The following is a 14,904-nucleotide window of genomic DNA, read 5'->3' as shown; positions in this document are numbered from 1 at the left end:
CATGCCCCTCCCCCCGCCGGCCGCGTCAAGCGCAGTGGCGCTGGGCAGCGCGCCGCCCTAGGCTCCCGTCATGGGGCGAGAAACCCCAGAGGAGGAACAGATGAAGCAGCTCACCCTCGCCGCCCTCTGCGCGGCGTCGCTCGCCACCACCCCCGCCCTCGCGCAGCTCGCCCTCTCCGGCAATGACAACAAGGCGGTGTCGCAGAACGGTGCGGTGCGCGTCGTGCCCAACCCGCCGGCGGACAACGTCACCATCCTCGACCTCGGCCAGCACCCGCCGCGCGTGGTGGCGACCGTGCAGGCGCCGCATTCGGTGGTGGGGCCGCCCACCTCGGTCGCGCTGACGCCGGATGAGCGGCTGGGCCTCGTCGCCTCGGCGCAGAAGGTGGATCCGGCCAATCCGGCGCGCACCATCCCCGACAACCGGCTTTCGGTGATCGACCTGCGCGCCACGCCGCCCGCCGTGGTGCAGGTGCTGGAGGCCGGCGCCGGCGCCTCGGGCGTCTCGGTGAACCGCGCGGGCACCTTGGCGATGGTCGCCAACCGCAATGCGGGCACGGTCAGCGTCTTCCGCATCGCCGATGGCCGGCTCGCCCCCGTCGGCACGGTGACCGTGGGCCCCGCCGCCTCGGGCGTCAGCCATGTGCAGTTCACCCCCGATGGCCGCTTCGCCCTGGTGAGCCGCGACGGCGATTTCATGGTGACCGTGCTGCGCGTGGAGGGCGAGACCGTGACGCCCGCCGGCCGCGACATCACCGTCGGCATCCGCCCCTATGGCTTCGGCATCACGCGCGACGGGCGCTGGGCCGCCGTGGCCAATCTCGGCCGCGTCTCCGGCGATGCCGACACGGTGAGCCTCGTCTCGCTCGCGGCCGAGCCCTTCCGCGTGACGGACACGATCAGCGTGGGCCCGACGCCGGAGGGCATCCAGGTCAGCCCCGACAACCGGCATGTGGCGGTGGTGGTCATCAACGGCTCGGCGCGCGCCACCAACCACCCGCTCTATGGCCGCGGCAAGCTGGTGATGCTCCGCATCGAGGATGGGCGGCTGGTCCGCGTGGCCGAGGCCGAGATGGGCAGCTGGGGCCAGGGCGTCGCCTTCAACGGCGACGGCACGCGCGTCTATGTCCAGAACATGATCGAGCGTGAGATCCAGGGCTTCGGCTTCGACGGCCAGCGCCTCACGCCGCTGCCCGGCCGCGTCGCGGTGGATGGCGGGCCTTCGGCGCTGCGCACGGCGGAGCGTTGAGCCCAACCATCTCCGAGAAGGGCGCGCGGCCGGCCTGGCTGACGGCCGCGCCCTTCCTCTTCGTCTCGCTCTGGTCCGGCGGCTTCACCGCCATCAAGCTCTGCCTGCCGCATGCCGAGCCGATGACGCTGCAGGTCATGCGCTATGCCACGGTGGTGGCGGTGCTACTGCCACTCTGGCTGCTCCTGCGCCCCGCCTGGCCGGAGCGGGCGACGCTGATGCACCTGGTCCGCATGGGGCTGCTGGTGCAGTTCGCCTATTTCGCCTGCATGAACCTCGCCATGGCGAATGGCATGGGGCCGGGCACCATCGCGCTGCTGATCGGCCTGCAACCTGTGCTGGTCGCGCTGCTGGCGCCGGCCGTGGTGGGCGACCCGCCGGTGGGGCTGCGCGGCTGGGCCGGGCTCATGCTCGGCATGCTGGGGGCGGCCATGGTCATCGCCTCCGGCTCCGGCTTCGCGGCGAGCGGCTGGCTCGGCCTCGGCTTCGCGCTGCTGGCGCTCTCGGTCATGACCGCCGGCGCCCTGCTGGAGCGCAAATCGGGCCGGCCCACGCATCTCGTCACCGCCAATCTCGTCATGTGCAGCGTGGCGCTGGTGGCGAGCATTCCGGTGGCCTGGGCGACCGAGACCATGGTGGTGGACTGGGCGCCGGGGCTCTTCATCGGCCTCGGCTACATGGTCTTCGTCAATTCGCTGATCTCGCTCTCGATCCTCTTCGCCATGCTGCGCCATGGCGAGGCGGCGCGCGCCTCCTCCGTCTTCTTTCTGGTGCCGCCGCTCGCCGCCTTCATCGCCTGGATGGTGCTGGGTGACGAGATGGCCTGGCTCGCCATCGCGGGCACGGCGGTGGCCGTCGTCGGCGTGGCCCTGGTGGTTGCCAAGCGGTAAGCGCCGCGCCACGCTCCGGCCAACATACGAGGAACCTCCCATGGCCCATGCTGGTCTGAATTTCGGCATTTTTCTCGCCCCCTTCCACCGCCTCGGCGACAATCCGACCCTGGCGCTCGGCCGCGATCTCGACCTGCTGGTGGCGCTGGATCAGCTCGGCTTCGACGAGGCCTGGATCGGCGAGCACCACTCCGCCGGCTGGGAGACGATCGCGAGCCCGGAGATCATGATCGCCGCCGCCGCCGAGCGCACCAAGCACATCCGCCTCGGCTCCGGCGTCACCAGCCTGCCCTATCACCACCCGCTCCTGGTAGCGCAGCGTTTCGTGCAGCTCGACCACATGACGCGCGGCCGCGTCATGCTGGGCTGCGGCCCGGGTGCCCTGGTGAGCGACGCCTACATGATGGGCATCGAGGCCCACACGCAGCGCCCGCGCATGGAGGAATCGCTCCAGGCCATCATGCGGCTGCTGGCCTGCGACGGCCCGGTGACGATGAAGACCGACTGGTTCGAGCTGCGCCAGGCGCGCCTGCATCTGGCGCCTTACACCTATCCGCGCTTCCCGATCTCGGTCGCCTCCTCCACCACGCCCTCAGGCGCGCTGGCCGCCGCCAAGCATGGGCTCGGCCTGATCTCGCTCGGCGCTGGCCTGCCCGGCGGGCCGCAGAAGCTCGCCGAGCAATGGCGCATGGCGGAGGCCGAGGCCGCGAAGCACGGCCAGACGATGGACCGGAAGAACTGGCGCCTCGTCGTCAACATGCATTGCGCCGAGGATGACGAGCGCGCGATGCGCGAATGCCGCGTGGGCGAGCGGCTGGAAACCGAGACCTATTTCGGCGAGACGCTGGGCCGCCCGCCGACCCGCACCGAGGACCCGCTGGGAGATGGCCTGAAGGCCGGCACCACCCTGGTCGGCAGCCCCGACACGGTGGCGAAGGGCATCGAGCGGCTGATCGGCTTCAGCGAGGGCGGTGCGGGGGGCATCCTGTTCCGCAGCCATGAATGGGCGGATCGCGAGCAGACGCTGCGCAGCTACGAACTCTTCGCCCGCTGGGTAATGCCGCGCTTCCAGGGCTCACTCCGCATGCCCAGCGAGAGCCGCGAATGGTGCTACCAGAATCGCGAGGGCATCTTCGCGCCCAATCTCCAGGCGCTGAAGCAGGCCTTCGTCGCGGCCGGCCAGGCCGTGCCGGAGATGGAGCGCCTCAAGCTGCGCGAACGCCAACCGGGCGAATAGCCTCCTCCAGCCCGCGCGCCTGGTATTCGATGCGGGCGGAGATGGCCGTCAGGCTCTCCACGCTCGCCTTCACCTCGGCCGCCGCGCTGCGGGCCACGCGCGTGGCGAGGATCTCGGCGCGGGCGGTGGCATTGGCGCTGCGTTCCTCCGCCGTGGCGATCAGCGCGATGAGCTGCTGGCTGTGCGCCGCGACCCGCTCCACCGCCTCCAGCGTCTCGCGCTGGTGCTGCAGCAGCATCGCGGTCCCTTCGCGCAACGTGCCGGCGAAGGCGGTGACAGAGCGGCGCATCTGCTCCAGCTCGGCCGCGCTCAGGCTCGGCGGCGGCGGGCGGCGGCGATGCGCGAGCAGGGCGAGGAGGATGCCCGCCAGGAAGCAGATGCCGCCCGTGGCGAGGGCCAGCGCCTCGGGCGCGAAGCCCGCCCAGGGCGCCGCCATGGCCGGCCGTGCGGCCAGAGTGAAGGCCAGCAGCGCGGCCCCGCCCCATGCCAGGGGGCCAAGCGCAGGCAGGCGGGGCGGGCGATGGGTCATGCGTCCAGCATAGGCGGCCGCGGTAAAGAAAGCCTTGCCGGCGGGGCCTTCGTGCTTCGTTAACGCCTCCCGGTCAGTCTTCCAGCGCGCATGCCCCGGAGACTGACCAGGATGGTCGAACCCCCCTGCCCCTTCGCGCCGCTGCTGGCGATGCTGGACGCCCCGCCCCGCGTGGCGCTGCGTGGCCCGGCGCCCCCCGGGCTGGCCCGGATGCCCGCCGCCGCCGGTTCACCGGCCGACCTGCTCTGGCTGGGTGAACCCGCGGCGCTGCGGGAGGAGGATCTCGGCACGCGCTGGATCGCCTGGCCGCGAACCGCCCCCCTGCCGCCCGGCCTGGCGCCCCGGCTGGCCGGCGCGGGCTATGCGCTCGCACCGCTCGGCACCGCCCTGCTGGCCCGCCGCCTGCCCGCCGCCACGCTTCCGGCCGAGGACGCGAACGCGCTCCAGGCCCGCGCCGCCGCGCTGCCGCCGGCCGAGGCGCTGGCCCTGCTGCGCCTGCTGGCGCCATCGCATCCGCCCGCCCGCGCCGCCCTGATCGAACGCCTCCTGGAGATGGGCGAATGGGCCGAGGCGCTCGGCCTCGCCCATGGCGACGCGGCCGGGCAGCGCGCGGCCACGGGGGCGCTGGCCGCCTTCAACCAGGCCATCGCGGCGGGCGACGTGGCGCGCGCCGAGAGCCTGGCCGCCGCCCTCGCCCGCTTCCAGCCGGACAACCCGGCGGTGCTGGAAGCGGCGCTGGCCTGCAACCGGCAGCTCGGCCAGGGCGCGCGCGCGGCGCGCTTCGCGGCCGCCCTGCTGGCGCTCGACCCCCGGCATGTCGGCGCCAACCTGATCCGCCTGGAGCAGGCCGAGGCCACGGGGGACCGGGCGCAGGAACTCACCGCGCGCAGCGGCCTCGCCCTCGCGCCGGAGGGCGCCATCCATCCGCTGCGCCGCCTGCATGAGGCGCATCGCGCCATCAGCCTCCATCTGCTGCGCCCGCTCGACGAGGCGAGCCGTGCCGCCCTCCAGGCCCTGGTGGCCGCCGCGCGGATGGTGGAACCCACCGCACTTCCCGAGGGCGAGGCGCGACACTGGGCCCGGCACTACCGCCATCTGTCGGAGGCGGCCGACACCCGGCTGCTGGGGCGGGAGGCCGCGCCACTGCCCGTTGCGGCGCTCCACCGTGCTGCGGGCCGGCCGCTCGGCTGGGCAGGGCTGCGCCGGCAGGCGCGCGATGCGAAGGTCGCCTTCGTCGTGGCGGCGGATGCCGCCTATCTGCGCCTCTATGGCCGGGCCTATCTCGCCTCCATCCTGCGGAACACGGACCTGCCCTGCGTGATCCTGGTGCACGTCATCGGTGGCGCGCGGCAGCTTCCCGCGCTGATCCGGCTGATGGAGATGCCCGATCCCCGCATCCTCTACAGCGCCGACGACTTCTGCCCCGCCGCCGTCACCACCCAATGCCATGACAGCGATGGCCCACGCGCCCTGCCCGTGGCCCATTTCCAGTGCACGCGCTTCGCCATCGCGCGCCGCGTCCTGGAGGAGCTGGAACTGCCCGTCCTCGTCTCCGACATTGACGCGGTGCTCCAGCGTGGCGCCGGCGAGCTGCTGGCGCGTTTCGCAGGAACGGACATCGTGCTCAACCGCAACGAGGCCAGCATCGCCTTCGGCAGCCACATCACGGCCAACCTGCTGCTGGCTTTCCCCACCGCGCCCGCCCGCGCCTTCCTCGCCGGATTGCAGGGTTACCTGGAGGCGGCGCTCGCTGGGCCACATGTCACCCGCTGGATCGACCAATGCGGGCTGCAGGCCTGCTGGAACGCCAGCACCGCCCGCTTCGGTTGGTTCGACACCACGGCGGACATCAACAACGTGATGTATCCGCGCTGGCAGCCCAACCCCTTCCTCTTCCTCTCGCTCTTCCACGGCTTCGACATGACGAGCCTGCCGGCGGCCGACTGATCAGGGCCAGAGGCGCCCATCCGGCGGCATCGGCCGCACCGCATGGCGGCGCGCAAGGCGCGCGCGATAGAGGCCGTCCGGGTCAGGCAGGGCCAGCATCTCCTCGGCCTCGTGATCGAGCGATGCGCCGATCTCGAGATAGGAATCGAGGTTGTCGAGCCGGGGCACCGGCGTGCGGCCTGCCTGGTGCGTCCGCGCGGCCTGATGGAACAGCGCCTCCAGCCGCTTCACCAGCTTCTCCATGTTGAAGAGGTCGCAGCGGTCCCGCCGCGCCGCGAGGGTCCGCCGGTGCCGGGCCAGCTCGACCGGGTCCTGCGCCAGGGCGATGGCGCGGCGGACATATTCGTCGGGCGTGGCGCAGACCATGCCGGGCAGGCCCGCCGCACGCACCAGGCTGCCGCAGACGCGCGAAGCAAAGCCGCGGCCCGAGAGCGTCAGCACCGGCACGCCGAGCCAGAGCGCGTCGGACGCGGTGGTGTGGGCGCCATAGGGCACGGAATCGAGGAAGAGATCCGCCAGGCGGTAGCGCGCGAGGTGCTCGGGGTTGTTGAGCTTGGGCGCGAACACGATCCGCCCCTCCGCCACGCCGCGCGCGGCCGCGAAGGCGGCCAGGTTGGCGCGCATCTCCTCGCCCGAATCCAGCAGCCAGAGCACGCTGCCCGGCACGGCCAGCAGGATCTGCATCCAGCGCTCCAGCGTGAAGCGGGAGAGCTTCTGCGAGGCGTTGAAGCAGCAGAAGACGAAGCCCTGCCCGGGCAGCCCCGCCGCCGCCCGGCTGGGCGTGGCGGCGATGACGCGCTTGCGGTCATTGGGCTGGTAGCAGGGCAGCCGCAGCACGCGCTCGGAGTAATGCGGCTCGGCCTCGGGCGGGATGATCCAGGCATCGGCGATGATGTAGTGGTGCCACGGCGTGCCGAGCGTGCCGGGATAGCCGAGCCAGTTCACCTGCACCGGCGCGGGCCGCCGCGCGAAGATCGCCGTGCGGGCGTCACGCGTGTAGCCGTTCACATCCACCAGGATGTCGATGCCATCCGCCGCGATGCGCGCCGCAGCCGCGTCATCCGTCATCTCGCGGATATCCACCCAGTGCTCCACCGCCGCCTTGATCCGCGCCTGGAGCGGAGCGGTGGAGGGTGGGCCACAGTAATAGGCCGTGACTTCGACGCGGCCACGGTCGTGCAGCTCGAACACCTCGGCCATCAGGGTGCCGATCGCGTGGTCCCGCAGGTCGGAGGAGAGATAGCCGACGCGCAGCCGCCGCCCCTCCAGGAGGATCGGCGCATCCCGCCGGTCATGCGCCGAGAGGTCGCGCGACTCATCGACGAGGCAGCGGGCGTAGTGGTGGGCAAGACCGAGATGCAGCCAGGGATCATCCGTATAGGCCAGCATGGAGAGCGGGCTGGTGCCGCGCAGCAGGCGCCGGCGCTCCGCCGCATCGCCGGGGGGTAGCACCGGCCAGGCGCATTGCGCGAGGCGCAACGCCATGAACTGCTCGATCACGTCACGCTGCTCGGGCTGCAGCTCGAGGCATTGGCGCAGCGTCGCCTCGGCCAGGGCCGGCTTGTGGTGCTCGCTCAAGACGCGGGCGATCTGCTTGAGCGCGGTCAGCTTGTAGGCGATGGCAGCCCCGGTAACGGCGACGACGCGCTGCGCCACGCCCTGCCACTGCTCGATCGCCAACGGCACCTGGCCCGCCCGCTCCAGCAGCCCGCCCAGGTTGATGCTGGCCGGCAGGAAGTCGGGGTTGAGGGCGAGGCAGGCCTGGAGCGATTCCCGCGCCCCCGACGCATCGCCCAGATCGCCCTGCAGGCAGGCATGGTTGAAATGGGCGATGTAGAGCTGCGGGTTCGCGGGGTTCGCCGCGATCCAGCCGGCGTAAAGGCCGCTCGCGGCCGCCCCTTCACCGGCCGCCGTGAGGCGCTGCGCCTCCGTCACCAGGTTCGCCAGGGTCATGACGAGGGTCTCGGACATCCTGTCCTCCTCTGTTCAGCCTCAGAGGCCGAGATAGGCCGTGATCTGCTCATCCGACATGCTGCCCACCTGGGTCGCATCGAAGCCGGCGAGCTGGGTCTCGTTCAGCGAAGCGATGTTGGTGGTGGAGAGCTGGTCGATCTGCGTGGTGGTCAGCGCGCGGATCTGCGTCGAGGTCAGCGGATCCAGGTTGGTCGTGGTCAGCGCGCCGATCACCGTGGCAGTGAGCGCGCCAATCTGCGAGCCGCTCAGCGAGGAGAGCTGGGTCTCGGTGAATTCCCCGATATCCGTGCTGGAGAGCCCCTGCACCTGGGTGGTGGTCATGCCGCGCAGCTGGAGCGTGCTCATCGCCCCGACCTGGGTGGCGTCCAGGGCGGAGAGGTTGGTGGCGGAGAGTGCCGCGATCTGCGACACGCCGAGCGCCTCAACCTGGGTCGCGCTCAGCTCCGACACATCCGTCGCCGTCAGGCCCCGGATCTGCGTCGCCGTCACACCCCCGATCTGCGTGGCACTCAGCGCGCCCATCTGCGTCGCATCCAGCGCCGACAGACCCGTCGCCGTCAGGCCACCGATCTGAGAGGCCGCGAGGCCACCCACCTGCGTCGCCGTCAGCTCGCCCACATCCGTGGCACTCAGCCCGCCCATCTGCGTCGCCGTCACGCCCCGCAGCTGCGTCGTGCTCAAGGCGCCCATCTGCGTCGCGTCAAACCCAGACAGCGCCGTCGCCGTCAGACCGCCGATCTGCGAGCTCGTCAGACCCCCCATCTGCGTGGCCGACAGCGCCGCCAGGTTCGTCGCCCCCAGCGCCCCCAGCTGCGTCGCGCTCAAGGCGCCGATCTGCGTGGCGCTCAGCTCGCCCACATCCGTCGTGCTCAGCCCGCCCAGCTGCGCATTGGTCAGCCCACGCACCTGCGTCGTGCTCAACGCCCCCACCTGCGTCGCATCCAGCGCCGAGAGGCTCGTCGCGCTCAGCGCACCCACCTGCGAGGCCGTCAGCGCGCCCACCTGCGTCGCACTCAGCTCACCCAGGTCCGTCGTCGTCAGACCCTGCACCTGCGTGGTGCTCAGCCCCCGCAGCTGCGTGCCCGACAGCGCCCCCGTCTGCGTCGCGTCCAGCGCCGAGACATTCGTCGCGCTCAGCGCGCCAATCTGCGACGCGTTCAGCGCTCCCACCTGGGTCGCGCTCAGCTCCGACACATCCGTCGCCGTCAGGCCCCGGATCTGCGTCGCCGTCACACCCCCGATCTGCGTGGCGCTCAGCGCGCCCATCTGCGTCGCATCCAGCGCCGACAGACCCGTCGCCGTCAGGCCACCGATCTGAGAGGCCGCAAGGCCACCCACCTGCGTCGCCGTCAGCTCGCCCACATCCGTCGCACTCAGCCCGCCCATCTGCGTCGCCGTCACACCCCGCAGCTGCGTCGTGCTCAAGGCGCCCATCTGCGTCGCGTCAAACCCAGACAGCGCCGTCGCCGTCAGACCGCCGATCTGCGAGCTCGTCAGACCCCCCATCTGCGTGGCCGACAGCGCCGCCAGGTTCGTCGCCCCCAGCGCCCCCAGCTGCGTCGCGCTCAAGGCGCCGATCTGCGTGGCGCTCAGCTCGCCCACATCCGTCGTGCTCAGCCCGCCCAGCTGCGCATTGGTCAGCCCACGCACCTGCGTCGTGCTCAACGCCCCCACCTGCGTCGCATCCAGCGCCGAGAGGCTCGTCGCGCTCAGCGCACCCACCTGCGAGGCCGTCAGCGCGCCCACCTGCGTCGCACTCAGCTCACCCAGGTCCGTCGTCGTCAGACCCTGCACCTGCGTGGTGCTCAGCCCCCGCAGCTGCGTGCCCGACAGCGCCCCCGTCTGCGTCGCGTCCAGCGCCGAGACATTCGTCGCGCTCAGCGCGCCAATCTGCGACGCGTTCAGCGCTCCCACCTGGGTCGCGCTCAGCTCCGACACATCCGTCGCCGTCAGGCCCCGGATCTGCGTCGCCGTCACACCCCCGATCTGCGTGGCGCTCAGCGCGCCCATCTGCGTCGCATCCAGCGCCGACAGACCCGTCGCCGTCAGGCCACCGATCTGAGAGGCCGCAAGGCCACCCACCTGCGTCGCCGTCAGCTCGCCCACATCCGTCGCACTCAGCCCGCCCATCTGCGTCGCCGTCACACCCCGCAGCTGCGTCGTGCTCAAGGCGCCCATCTGCGTCGCGTCAAACCCAGACAGCGCCGTCGCCGTCAGACCGCCGATCTGCGAGCTCGTCAGACCCCCCATCTGCGTGGCCGACAGCGCCGCCAGGTTCGTCGCCCCCAGCGCCCCCAGCTGCGTCGCGCTCAAGGCGCCGATCTGCGTGGCGCTCAGCTCGCCCACATCCGTCGTGCTCAGCCCGCCCAGCTGCGCATTGGTCAGCCCACGCACCTGCGTCGTGCTCAACGCCCCCACCTGCGTCGCATCCAGCGCCGAGAGGCTCGTCGCGCTCAGCGCACCCACCTGCGAGGCCGTCAGCGCGCCCACCTGCGTCGCACTCAGCTCACCCAGGTCCGTCGTCGTCAGACCCTGCACCTGCGTGGTGCTCAGCCCCCGCAGCTGCGTGCCCGACAGCGCCCCCGTCTGCGTCGCGTCCAGCGCCGAGACATTCGTCGCGCTCAGCGCGCCAATCTGCGACGCGTTCAGCGCTCCCACCTGGGTCGCGCTCAGCTCCGACACATCCGTCGCCGTCAGGCCCCGGATCTGCGTCGCCGTCACACCCCCGATCTGCGTGGCGCTCAGCGCGCCCATCTGCGTCGCATCCAGCGCCGACAGACCCGTCGCCGTCAGGCCACCGATCTGAGAGGCCGCAAGGCCACCCACCTGCGTCGCCGTCAGCTCGCCCACATCCGTCGCACTCAGCCCGCCCATCTGCGTCGCCGTCACACCCCGCAGCTGCGTCGTGCTCAAGGCGCCCATCTGCGTCGCGTCAAACCCAGACAGCGCCGTCGCCGTCAGACCGCCGATCTGCGAGCTCGTCAGACCCCCCATCTGCGTGGCCGACAGCGCCGCCAGGTTCGTCGCCCCCAGCGCCCCCAGCTGCGTCGCGCTCAAGGCGCCGATCTGCGTGGCGCTCAGCTCGCCCACATCCGTCGTGCTCAGCCCGCCCAGCTGCGCATTGGTCAGCCCACGCACCTGCGTCGTGCTCAACGCCCCCACCTGCGTCGCATCCAGCGCCGAGAGGCTCGTCGCGCTCAGCGCACCCACCTGCGAGGCCGTCAGCGCGCCCACCTGCGTCGCACTCAGCTCACCCAGGTCCGTCGTCGTCAGACCCTGCACCTGCGTGGTGCTCAGCCCCCGCAGCTGCGTGCCCGACAGCGCCCCCGTCTGCGTCGCGTCCAGCGCCGAGACATTCGTCGCGCTCAGCGCGCCAATCTGCGACGCGTTCAGCGCTCCCACCTGGGTCGCGCTCAGCTCCGACACATCCGTCGCCGTCAGGCCCCGGATCTGCGTCGCCGTCACACCCCCGATCTGCGTGGCGCTCAGCGCGCCCATCTGCGTCGCATCCAGCGCCGACAGACCCGTCGCCGTCAGGCCACCAATCTGAGAGGCGGTGAGCCCTGTGAGCTGCGTCGTGCTCAGCGCCGCGACCTGGGTGGAAGCCAGCGCGCCCACCTGGCTCACCGTCAAGGCGCGGACCTGGGTGCTGGTGAATTCGCCGATATCGGTCGCCGTCAGGGCGCCCAGCTGCGTCGTGCTCAGCGCACGGATCTGCGAGGTGGTCAGCGCCGCGACTTTCGTCGCATCGAGGCCGGAGAGCTGCGTCGTCGTCAAGGCGCGCAGCTGGAACTCGCCCAGCACGGCCAACTGGTCCCCGCTGAAGCTCAGCTGGGCCGAGAGATAGGGGATCTGCGTTGCGGTCAGGCCCCGCACCTGCGAGGTCGAGAGCGCGCCGATCTGCGTGGCGCTCATCGTCTCGACGGCAGAGCTGCTGAGCGCCCCGATCTGGGTCGTCGTCAGCGCGCTGATCTGCGTGGTCGAGAGCGCCGCCACCGAGGTGGTTGTCAGCGCGCGGATCTGGTTGGTGGAGAGCAGCGAGATGGACATGGCGCATTCCTTTTCCAGAGAGGGCGGAACACAGCGTCTTGCTGCCGGCTTCTCCGAGGGGTGCTCTCTGGAAACACCACTCCCGCATCACGAGATTCCCAGTCGAAGGCTTATATTTCGTGAATCGCGCTCGGTTTTTTTGCCGATCAGGCCGCCTTCCGCGCCACAAGCGCCTCGAAGGCGATCGCGCCGCGCCATTGCAGGACGGGCGGCATCGCCCGGCTGCCGGGCGCGAGACGGATCTGCCCCTCCACCTCCTCCCAGTGCCAGGGCTGGCCCGCCGCCACCTCCACCAGGCCGGCGGCCGCCACGCGCGGCAGCATGTCGAGCAGCAGCGCGGCATCGGCCATGCGGCTGGCCGGCAGGCGCGCAACGGCATAGGGAACGCGGCCGCGTTGCGCGGCCAGGCGCAACAGCGCCTGCCAATCCCGCCCCCGCGCCGGATCGCCCGCGATGGCCAGTGCCGTTGCCGCCGCGCCGAAGCCCAGCTCGGCCTCGGTGCCCGCCTCCCGCACCGCCAGCACCGCGAAATCCGCGCAGCGCGAACGCCGCTCCTGGAGCCAGGTCTCCAGCCCCGCCACCGGCCCGCGCAGCGCCTGGGAGGGGCGCGGCACCTCGCGCTCGAACAGGAAGTCGAGCTGCAGCAGCGCGCCGTCCCGCACGCCGCGCAGGCGATGGAACTCCGCCACCTCCGCACTGCGGAAGCCGAGCGCGCCCAGCGCCGCGAAGACCTCCTCCGCGCGCGCGCCGCCCTGGTTGTATTCCACCAGCGAGACCTCGATGAGGATGTAGTCCGCCTGGCGCAGCACCTGCTGCCCACCGAGCAGCACGTCGAGCTCGGCGCCCTGCGTGTCGATCTTCACCAGGTCGAAGCGGCGGCCGGCCAGCACGTCATCCAGCCGGCGCCTGGGCACGGGCGTGCGCACCAGCACTTCGTCGCGGAAGAAATGCGTGTTCTCGCGGTAGAGCGAAGTGCCGGTGGATTGCAGCCATTCCCGCGTGAGGAAGAGCTCCGCCTCGCCATTCTCGTGGCTGGCGGCGAAGCCCAGCACCTCATGCCCGGTCGCCGCCAGGGCAGGCAGGCAATGCGGGTTGGGCTCCACCAGCGTCGGCACACAATCGGGGAAGACCTGCCGGAGGCCCGCCGTGAAATGCCCGAGATGGGCCCCCACATCGAGCAGGGTGCGGGGCGCATAGCCCGCGAAACGCAGCGCCTCGAGCCGTTCTGGTCGCATGATGCCCCTCGTCGTGCCGGCCCTTTTGCCGGCAGGGCGAGAGTGACCGCCGCGCCTTAGCGCCGGGTTAACGGGCCAGCAGCGCCTCCGGCACCCGCACGGTCAGGCCGAGCAGCCGGAAGGAGTTGGTCTTGCCATGGCCGTCGAGGTTCAGGCTTCCATTCACGCCACCCTCCAGCACCTCATCCACCACGAAGTTGAAGGCGTGCAGCCGCGGCAGGTCATGCCGCACGCACCCGGTGGCGCCGCGATGGCGGAACAGCGCCAGCACGCGCTCCGCCGTCACCTGCTCGGCGAGGATCGGGTAGAGCTCCGCCCGGTAGGGAATGAGCGACATGTTGAGCCGGTTGCCCTTGTCGCCCGCGCGGCTGTGCGCGACCTGATGCAGAGGAACTTCGATCACGCCAGGATCTCCCGCGCCGTGCGCACCGAAACCGTGACCGGCACGCGCTCGCGCAGCACCAGGTGGCTGCGGGTCAGGATGCGCGGCGTGACGCGCCAGCGCGCCCCGCCCGTGCCCGCCGTGCCGCAGCAGAGCAATGCCAGAACCTCGCGCGAGGCCTGGTCGGCATCGTCGCGCGTGCGCGCCTCGACGGCGAGGCGGATGCGGATTTCCGGCGGCTCCGGCCCGTCATAGCCGCGCCAGAGCGCGCCATCATCACTGTCATGCACGCTGGCCACGCCGATCAGGTCCACCCGCGCGCGCACCTCCAGGCCGCGGATCCTCATCCGCTCCAGCAGGACATCGGCAGTGGCACGGGCGCGCGCCAGCGCATTGGGCCCGGCGACGGAGACCTCGCCCTCGCCCAGCCAGCTGCCCTCGAAGCTCGCCGTCACCTTGAGTGTGTCGGGCCGCGGATGGCCGCGCAGGCCGTGCACCGCGACGCGGTCCTTCCCCACCTGCTCGGCCGTGCAGCCGGTGATGTCCAGCACCACGTCGGGCGTGATGTAGTGCGCGGGGTCGTGCAGCTCGTAGAGGAGCTGCTCCTTCACCGTGCGGAGATCCACGAGGCCGCCGGTCTCGGCCGCCTTGGTGATGACCAGGCCACCTTCGCGCGTGACCTCCGCGATGGGGAAGCCGATATTGGCGGGGTCGGGGATGTCCTTGAAGCCGGGGTCCCAGAAGACGCCGCCGGTGACCTGGCTGCCGCATTCCAGCAGATGCCCGGCGGCCGCGCCCAGGGCCAGCTTCTCCCAGTCATCCGCCCGCCAACCGAAGTGATGCGCGAGCGGCGCGATGGCCAGCGCCGGGTCGCTCGTGCGGCCCGCGACGACCACGTCCGCACCCTGGGCCAGCGCCTCCACCAGCGGCTCGGCGCCGATATAGGCATTGGCGGCGATGAGGTTCCAGGCGCCCATGTCGAGGCCCGCATCGGCCTCATGCACCGGCAATTGCCCGCCGGCGACGAGCCCCGTCACGTCATCTCCCTCGACGAGGGCAATGCGGAGATCGGGCATCCCCTGCGCCAGCGCCAGCTTTGCCACGGCGCGCGCCGCGGCGGGCGGATTGGCCGCGCCCCAATTGCCGAGCAGCGGGATGCCATGCCGCTTCGCCAGCGCCAGGATGGGCTCGAGCAGCCGTTCCAGCATGGGCTCGTAGCCCGCCTCGCGGTCGCGGCGCTTCTCCAGATGGGCCAGCGCCACGGTGCGCTCGCCCAGCGTCTCGAAGAACATGGCCGCGGGCAGGCCGCTGGCGATCAGGGTGCGCAGCACGGGCAGCGGCGCATCCACGCGATCGCCCGAAAAACCCGCGCCATTGCCGACGAGAAAGCGGTCCATCCTGATCCTCCCTG

Annotated in this window: 10 protein-coding genes; 4 read left to right on the top strand and 6 right to left on the bottom strand. The window is 71.6% G+C overall.

Annotated features, from left to right (window positions below):
• Window positions 1-100 precede the first annotated feature (100 nt).
• Genes R9Z33_RS09565 through R9Z33_RS09555 form a run of 3 tightly spaced genes read left to right on the top strand, consistent with a single transcriptional unit; the run spans window position 101 to window position 3,376 of the window.
• Window positions 101-1,249, top strand: coding sequence for a lactonase family protein (locus R9Z33_RS09565; protein ID WP_318651064.1), 1,149 nt, complete (start codon window positions 101-103; stop codon window positions 1,247-1,249).
• The gene (locus R9Z33_RS09560; RefSeq protein WP_318651063.1) at window positions 1,246-2,139 is read left to right on the top strand and encodes a DMT family transporter; all 894 of its coding nucleotides are present in this window, start codon (window positions 1,246-1,248) and stop codon (window positions 2,137-2,139) included. The genes R9Z33_RS09565 and R9Z33_RS09560 overlap by 4 nt, the downstream gene beginning before the upstream one ends.
• A 40-nt stretch (window positions 2,140-2,179) precedes the next feature.
• Window positions 2,180-3,376 (top strand): LLM class flavin-dependent oxidoreductase, encoded by a 1,197-nt coding sequence (locus R9Z33_RS09555; protein WP_318651062.1) that lies wholly within the window; start codon window positions 2,180-2,182, stop codon window positions 3,374-3,376.
• Here the strand turns inward: R9Z33_RS09555 and R9Z33_RS09550 are convergent.
• Window positions 3,345-3,905: a hypothetical protein gene (locus R9Z33_RS09550; RefSeq protein ID WP_318651061.1), complete on the bottom strand. Its 561-nt coding sequence runs from the start codon at window positions 3,903-3,905 to the stop codon at window positions 3,345-3,347. The two genes, R9Z33_RS09555 and R9Z33_RS09550, sit on opposite strands and share 32 nt — an antisense overlap.
• A gap of 111 nt (window positions 3,906-4,016) precedes the next feature.
• On the opposite strand from R9Z33_RS09550, the gene R9Z33_RS09545 reads away from it, so the two are divergent.
• Window positions 4,017-5,852, top strand: a complete 1,836-nt coding sequence (locus tag R9Z33_RS09545; RefSeq protein WP_318651060.1) for a hypothetical protein — start codon at window positions 4,017-4,019, stop codon at window positions 5,850-5,852.
• On the opposite strand, the gene R9Z33_RS09540 is transcribed toward R9Z33_RS09545, so the two are convergent.
• The 5 genes from R9Z33_RS09540 to R9Z33_RS09520 all read right to left on the bottom strand — a co-directional run bounded on the left by R9Z33_RS09540 (window position 5,853) and on the right by R9Z33_RS09520 (window position 14,890).
• Complete coding sequence (locus tag R9Z33_RS09540) at window positions 5,853-7,823, bottom strand: O-linked N-acetylglucosamine transferase, SPINDLY family protein (RefSeq protein ID WP_318651059.1); 1,971 nt, start codon at window positions 7,821-7,823, stop codon at window positions 5,853-5,855.
• A gap of 21 nt (window positions 7,824-7,844) precedes the next feature.
• Entirely contained in the window at window positions 7,845-11,876 is a 4,032-nt protein-coding gene (locus R9Z33_RS09535; protein WP_318651058.1) for a beta strand repeat-containing protein, read from the bottom strand.
• A 146-nt stretch (window positions 11,877-12,022) separates the two neighbouring features.
• Window positions 12,023-13,111: an FkbM family methyltransferase gene (locus tag R9Z33_RS09530; protein WP_318651057.1), complete on the bottom strand. Its 1,089-nt coding sequence runs from the start codon at window positions 13,109-13,111 to the stop codon at window positions 12,023-12,025.
• A gap of 67 nt (window positions 13,112-13,178) precedes the next feature.
• Window positions 13,179-13,514 carry an AtuA-related protein gene (locus R9Z33_RS09525; RefSeq protein ID WP_318651056.1) on the bottom strand — a complete coding sequence of 112 codons (336 nt, stop codon included), beginning with the start codon at window positions 13,512-13,514 and terminating at the stop codon, window positions 13,179-13,181.
• The gene (locus tag R9Z33_RS09520; RefSeq protein WP_318651055.1) at window positions 13,511-14,890 is read right to left on the bottom strand and encodes an acyclic terpene utilization AtuA family protein; all 1,380 of its coding nucleotides are present in this window, start codon (window positions 14,888-14,890) and stop codon (window positions 13,511-13,513) included. Before R9Z33_RS09520 ends, R9Z33_RS09525 begins: the two co-directional genes overlap by 4 nt.
• Between the last annotated feature and the right edge of the window lie 14 nt (window positions 14,891-14,904).

Source organism: Sediminicoccus rosea (genome assembly GCF_033547095.1).
Taxonomy (GTDB): Bacteria; Pseudomonadota; Alphaproteobacteria; order Acetobacterales; family Acetobacteraceae; genus Roseococcus; species Roseococcus rosea.
This window is presented reverse-complemented; position numbering and strand designations above follow the sequence as displayed.

Excerpts from the sequence above, each read along its gene's own strand:
- R9Z33_RS09535 (WP_318651058.1), bottom strand. The coding sequence starts at position 11,876 with ATGTCCATCTCGCTGCTCTCCACCAACCAGATCCGCGCGCTGACAACC.
- R9Z33_RS09540 (WP_318651059.1), bottom strand. The coding sequence starts at position 7,823 with ATGTCCGAGACCCTCGTCATGACCCTGGCGAACCTGGTGACGGAGGCG.
- R9Z33_RS09520 (WP_318651055.1), bottom strand. The coding sequence starts at position 14,890 with ATGGACCGCTTTCTCGTCGGCAATGGCGCGGGTTTTTCGGGCGATCGC.
- R9Z33_RS09550 (WP_318651061.1), bottom strand. The coding sequence starts at position 3,905 with ATGACCCATCGCCCGCCCCGCCTGCCTGCGCTTGGCCCCCTGGCATGG.
- R9Z33_RS09565 (WP_318651064.1), top strand. The coding sequence starts at position 101 with ATGAAGCAGCTCACCCTCGCCGCCCTCTGCGCGGCGTCGCTCGCCACC.
- R9Z33_RS09555 (WP_318651062.1), top strand. The coding sequence starts at position 2,180 with ATGGCCCATGCTGGTCTGAATTTCGGCATTTTTCTCGCCCCCTTCCAC.
- R9Z33_RS09545 (WP_318651060.1), top strand. The coding sequence starts at position 4,017 with ATGGTCGAACCCCCCTGCCCCTTCGCGCCGCTGCTGGCGATGCTGGAC.
- R9Z33_RS09530 (WP_318651057.1), bottom strand. The coding sequence starts at position 13,111 with ATGCGACCAGAACGGCTCGAGGCGCTGCGTTTCGCGGGCTATGCGCCC.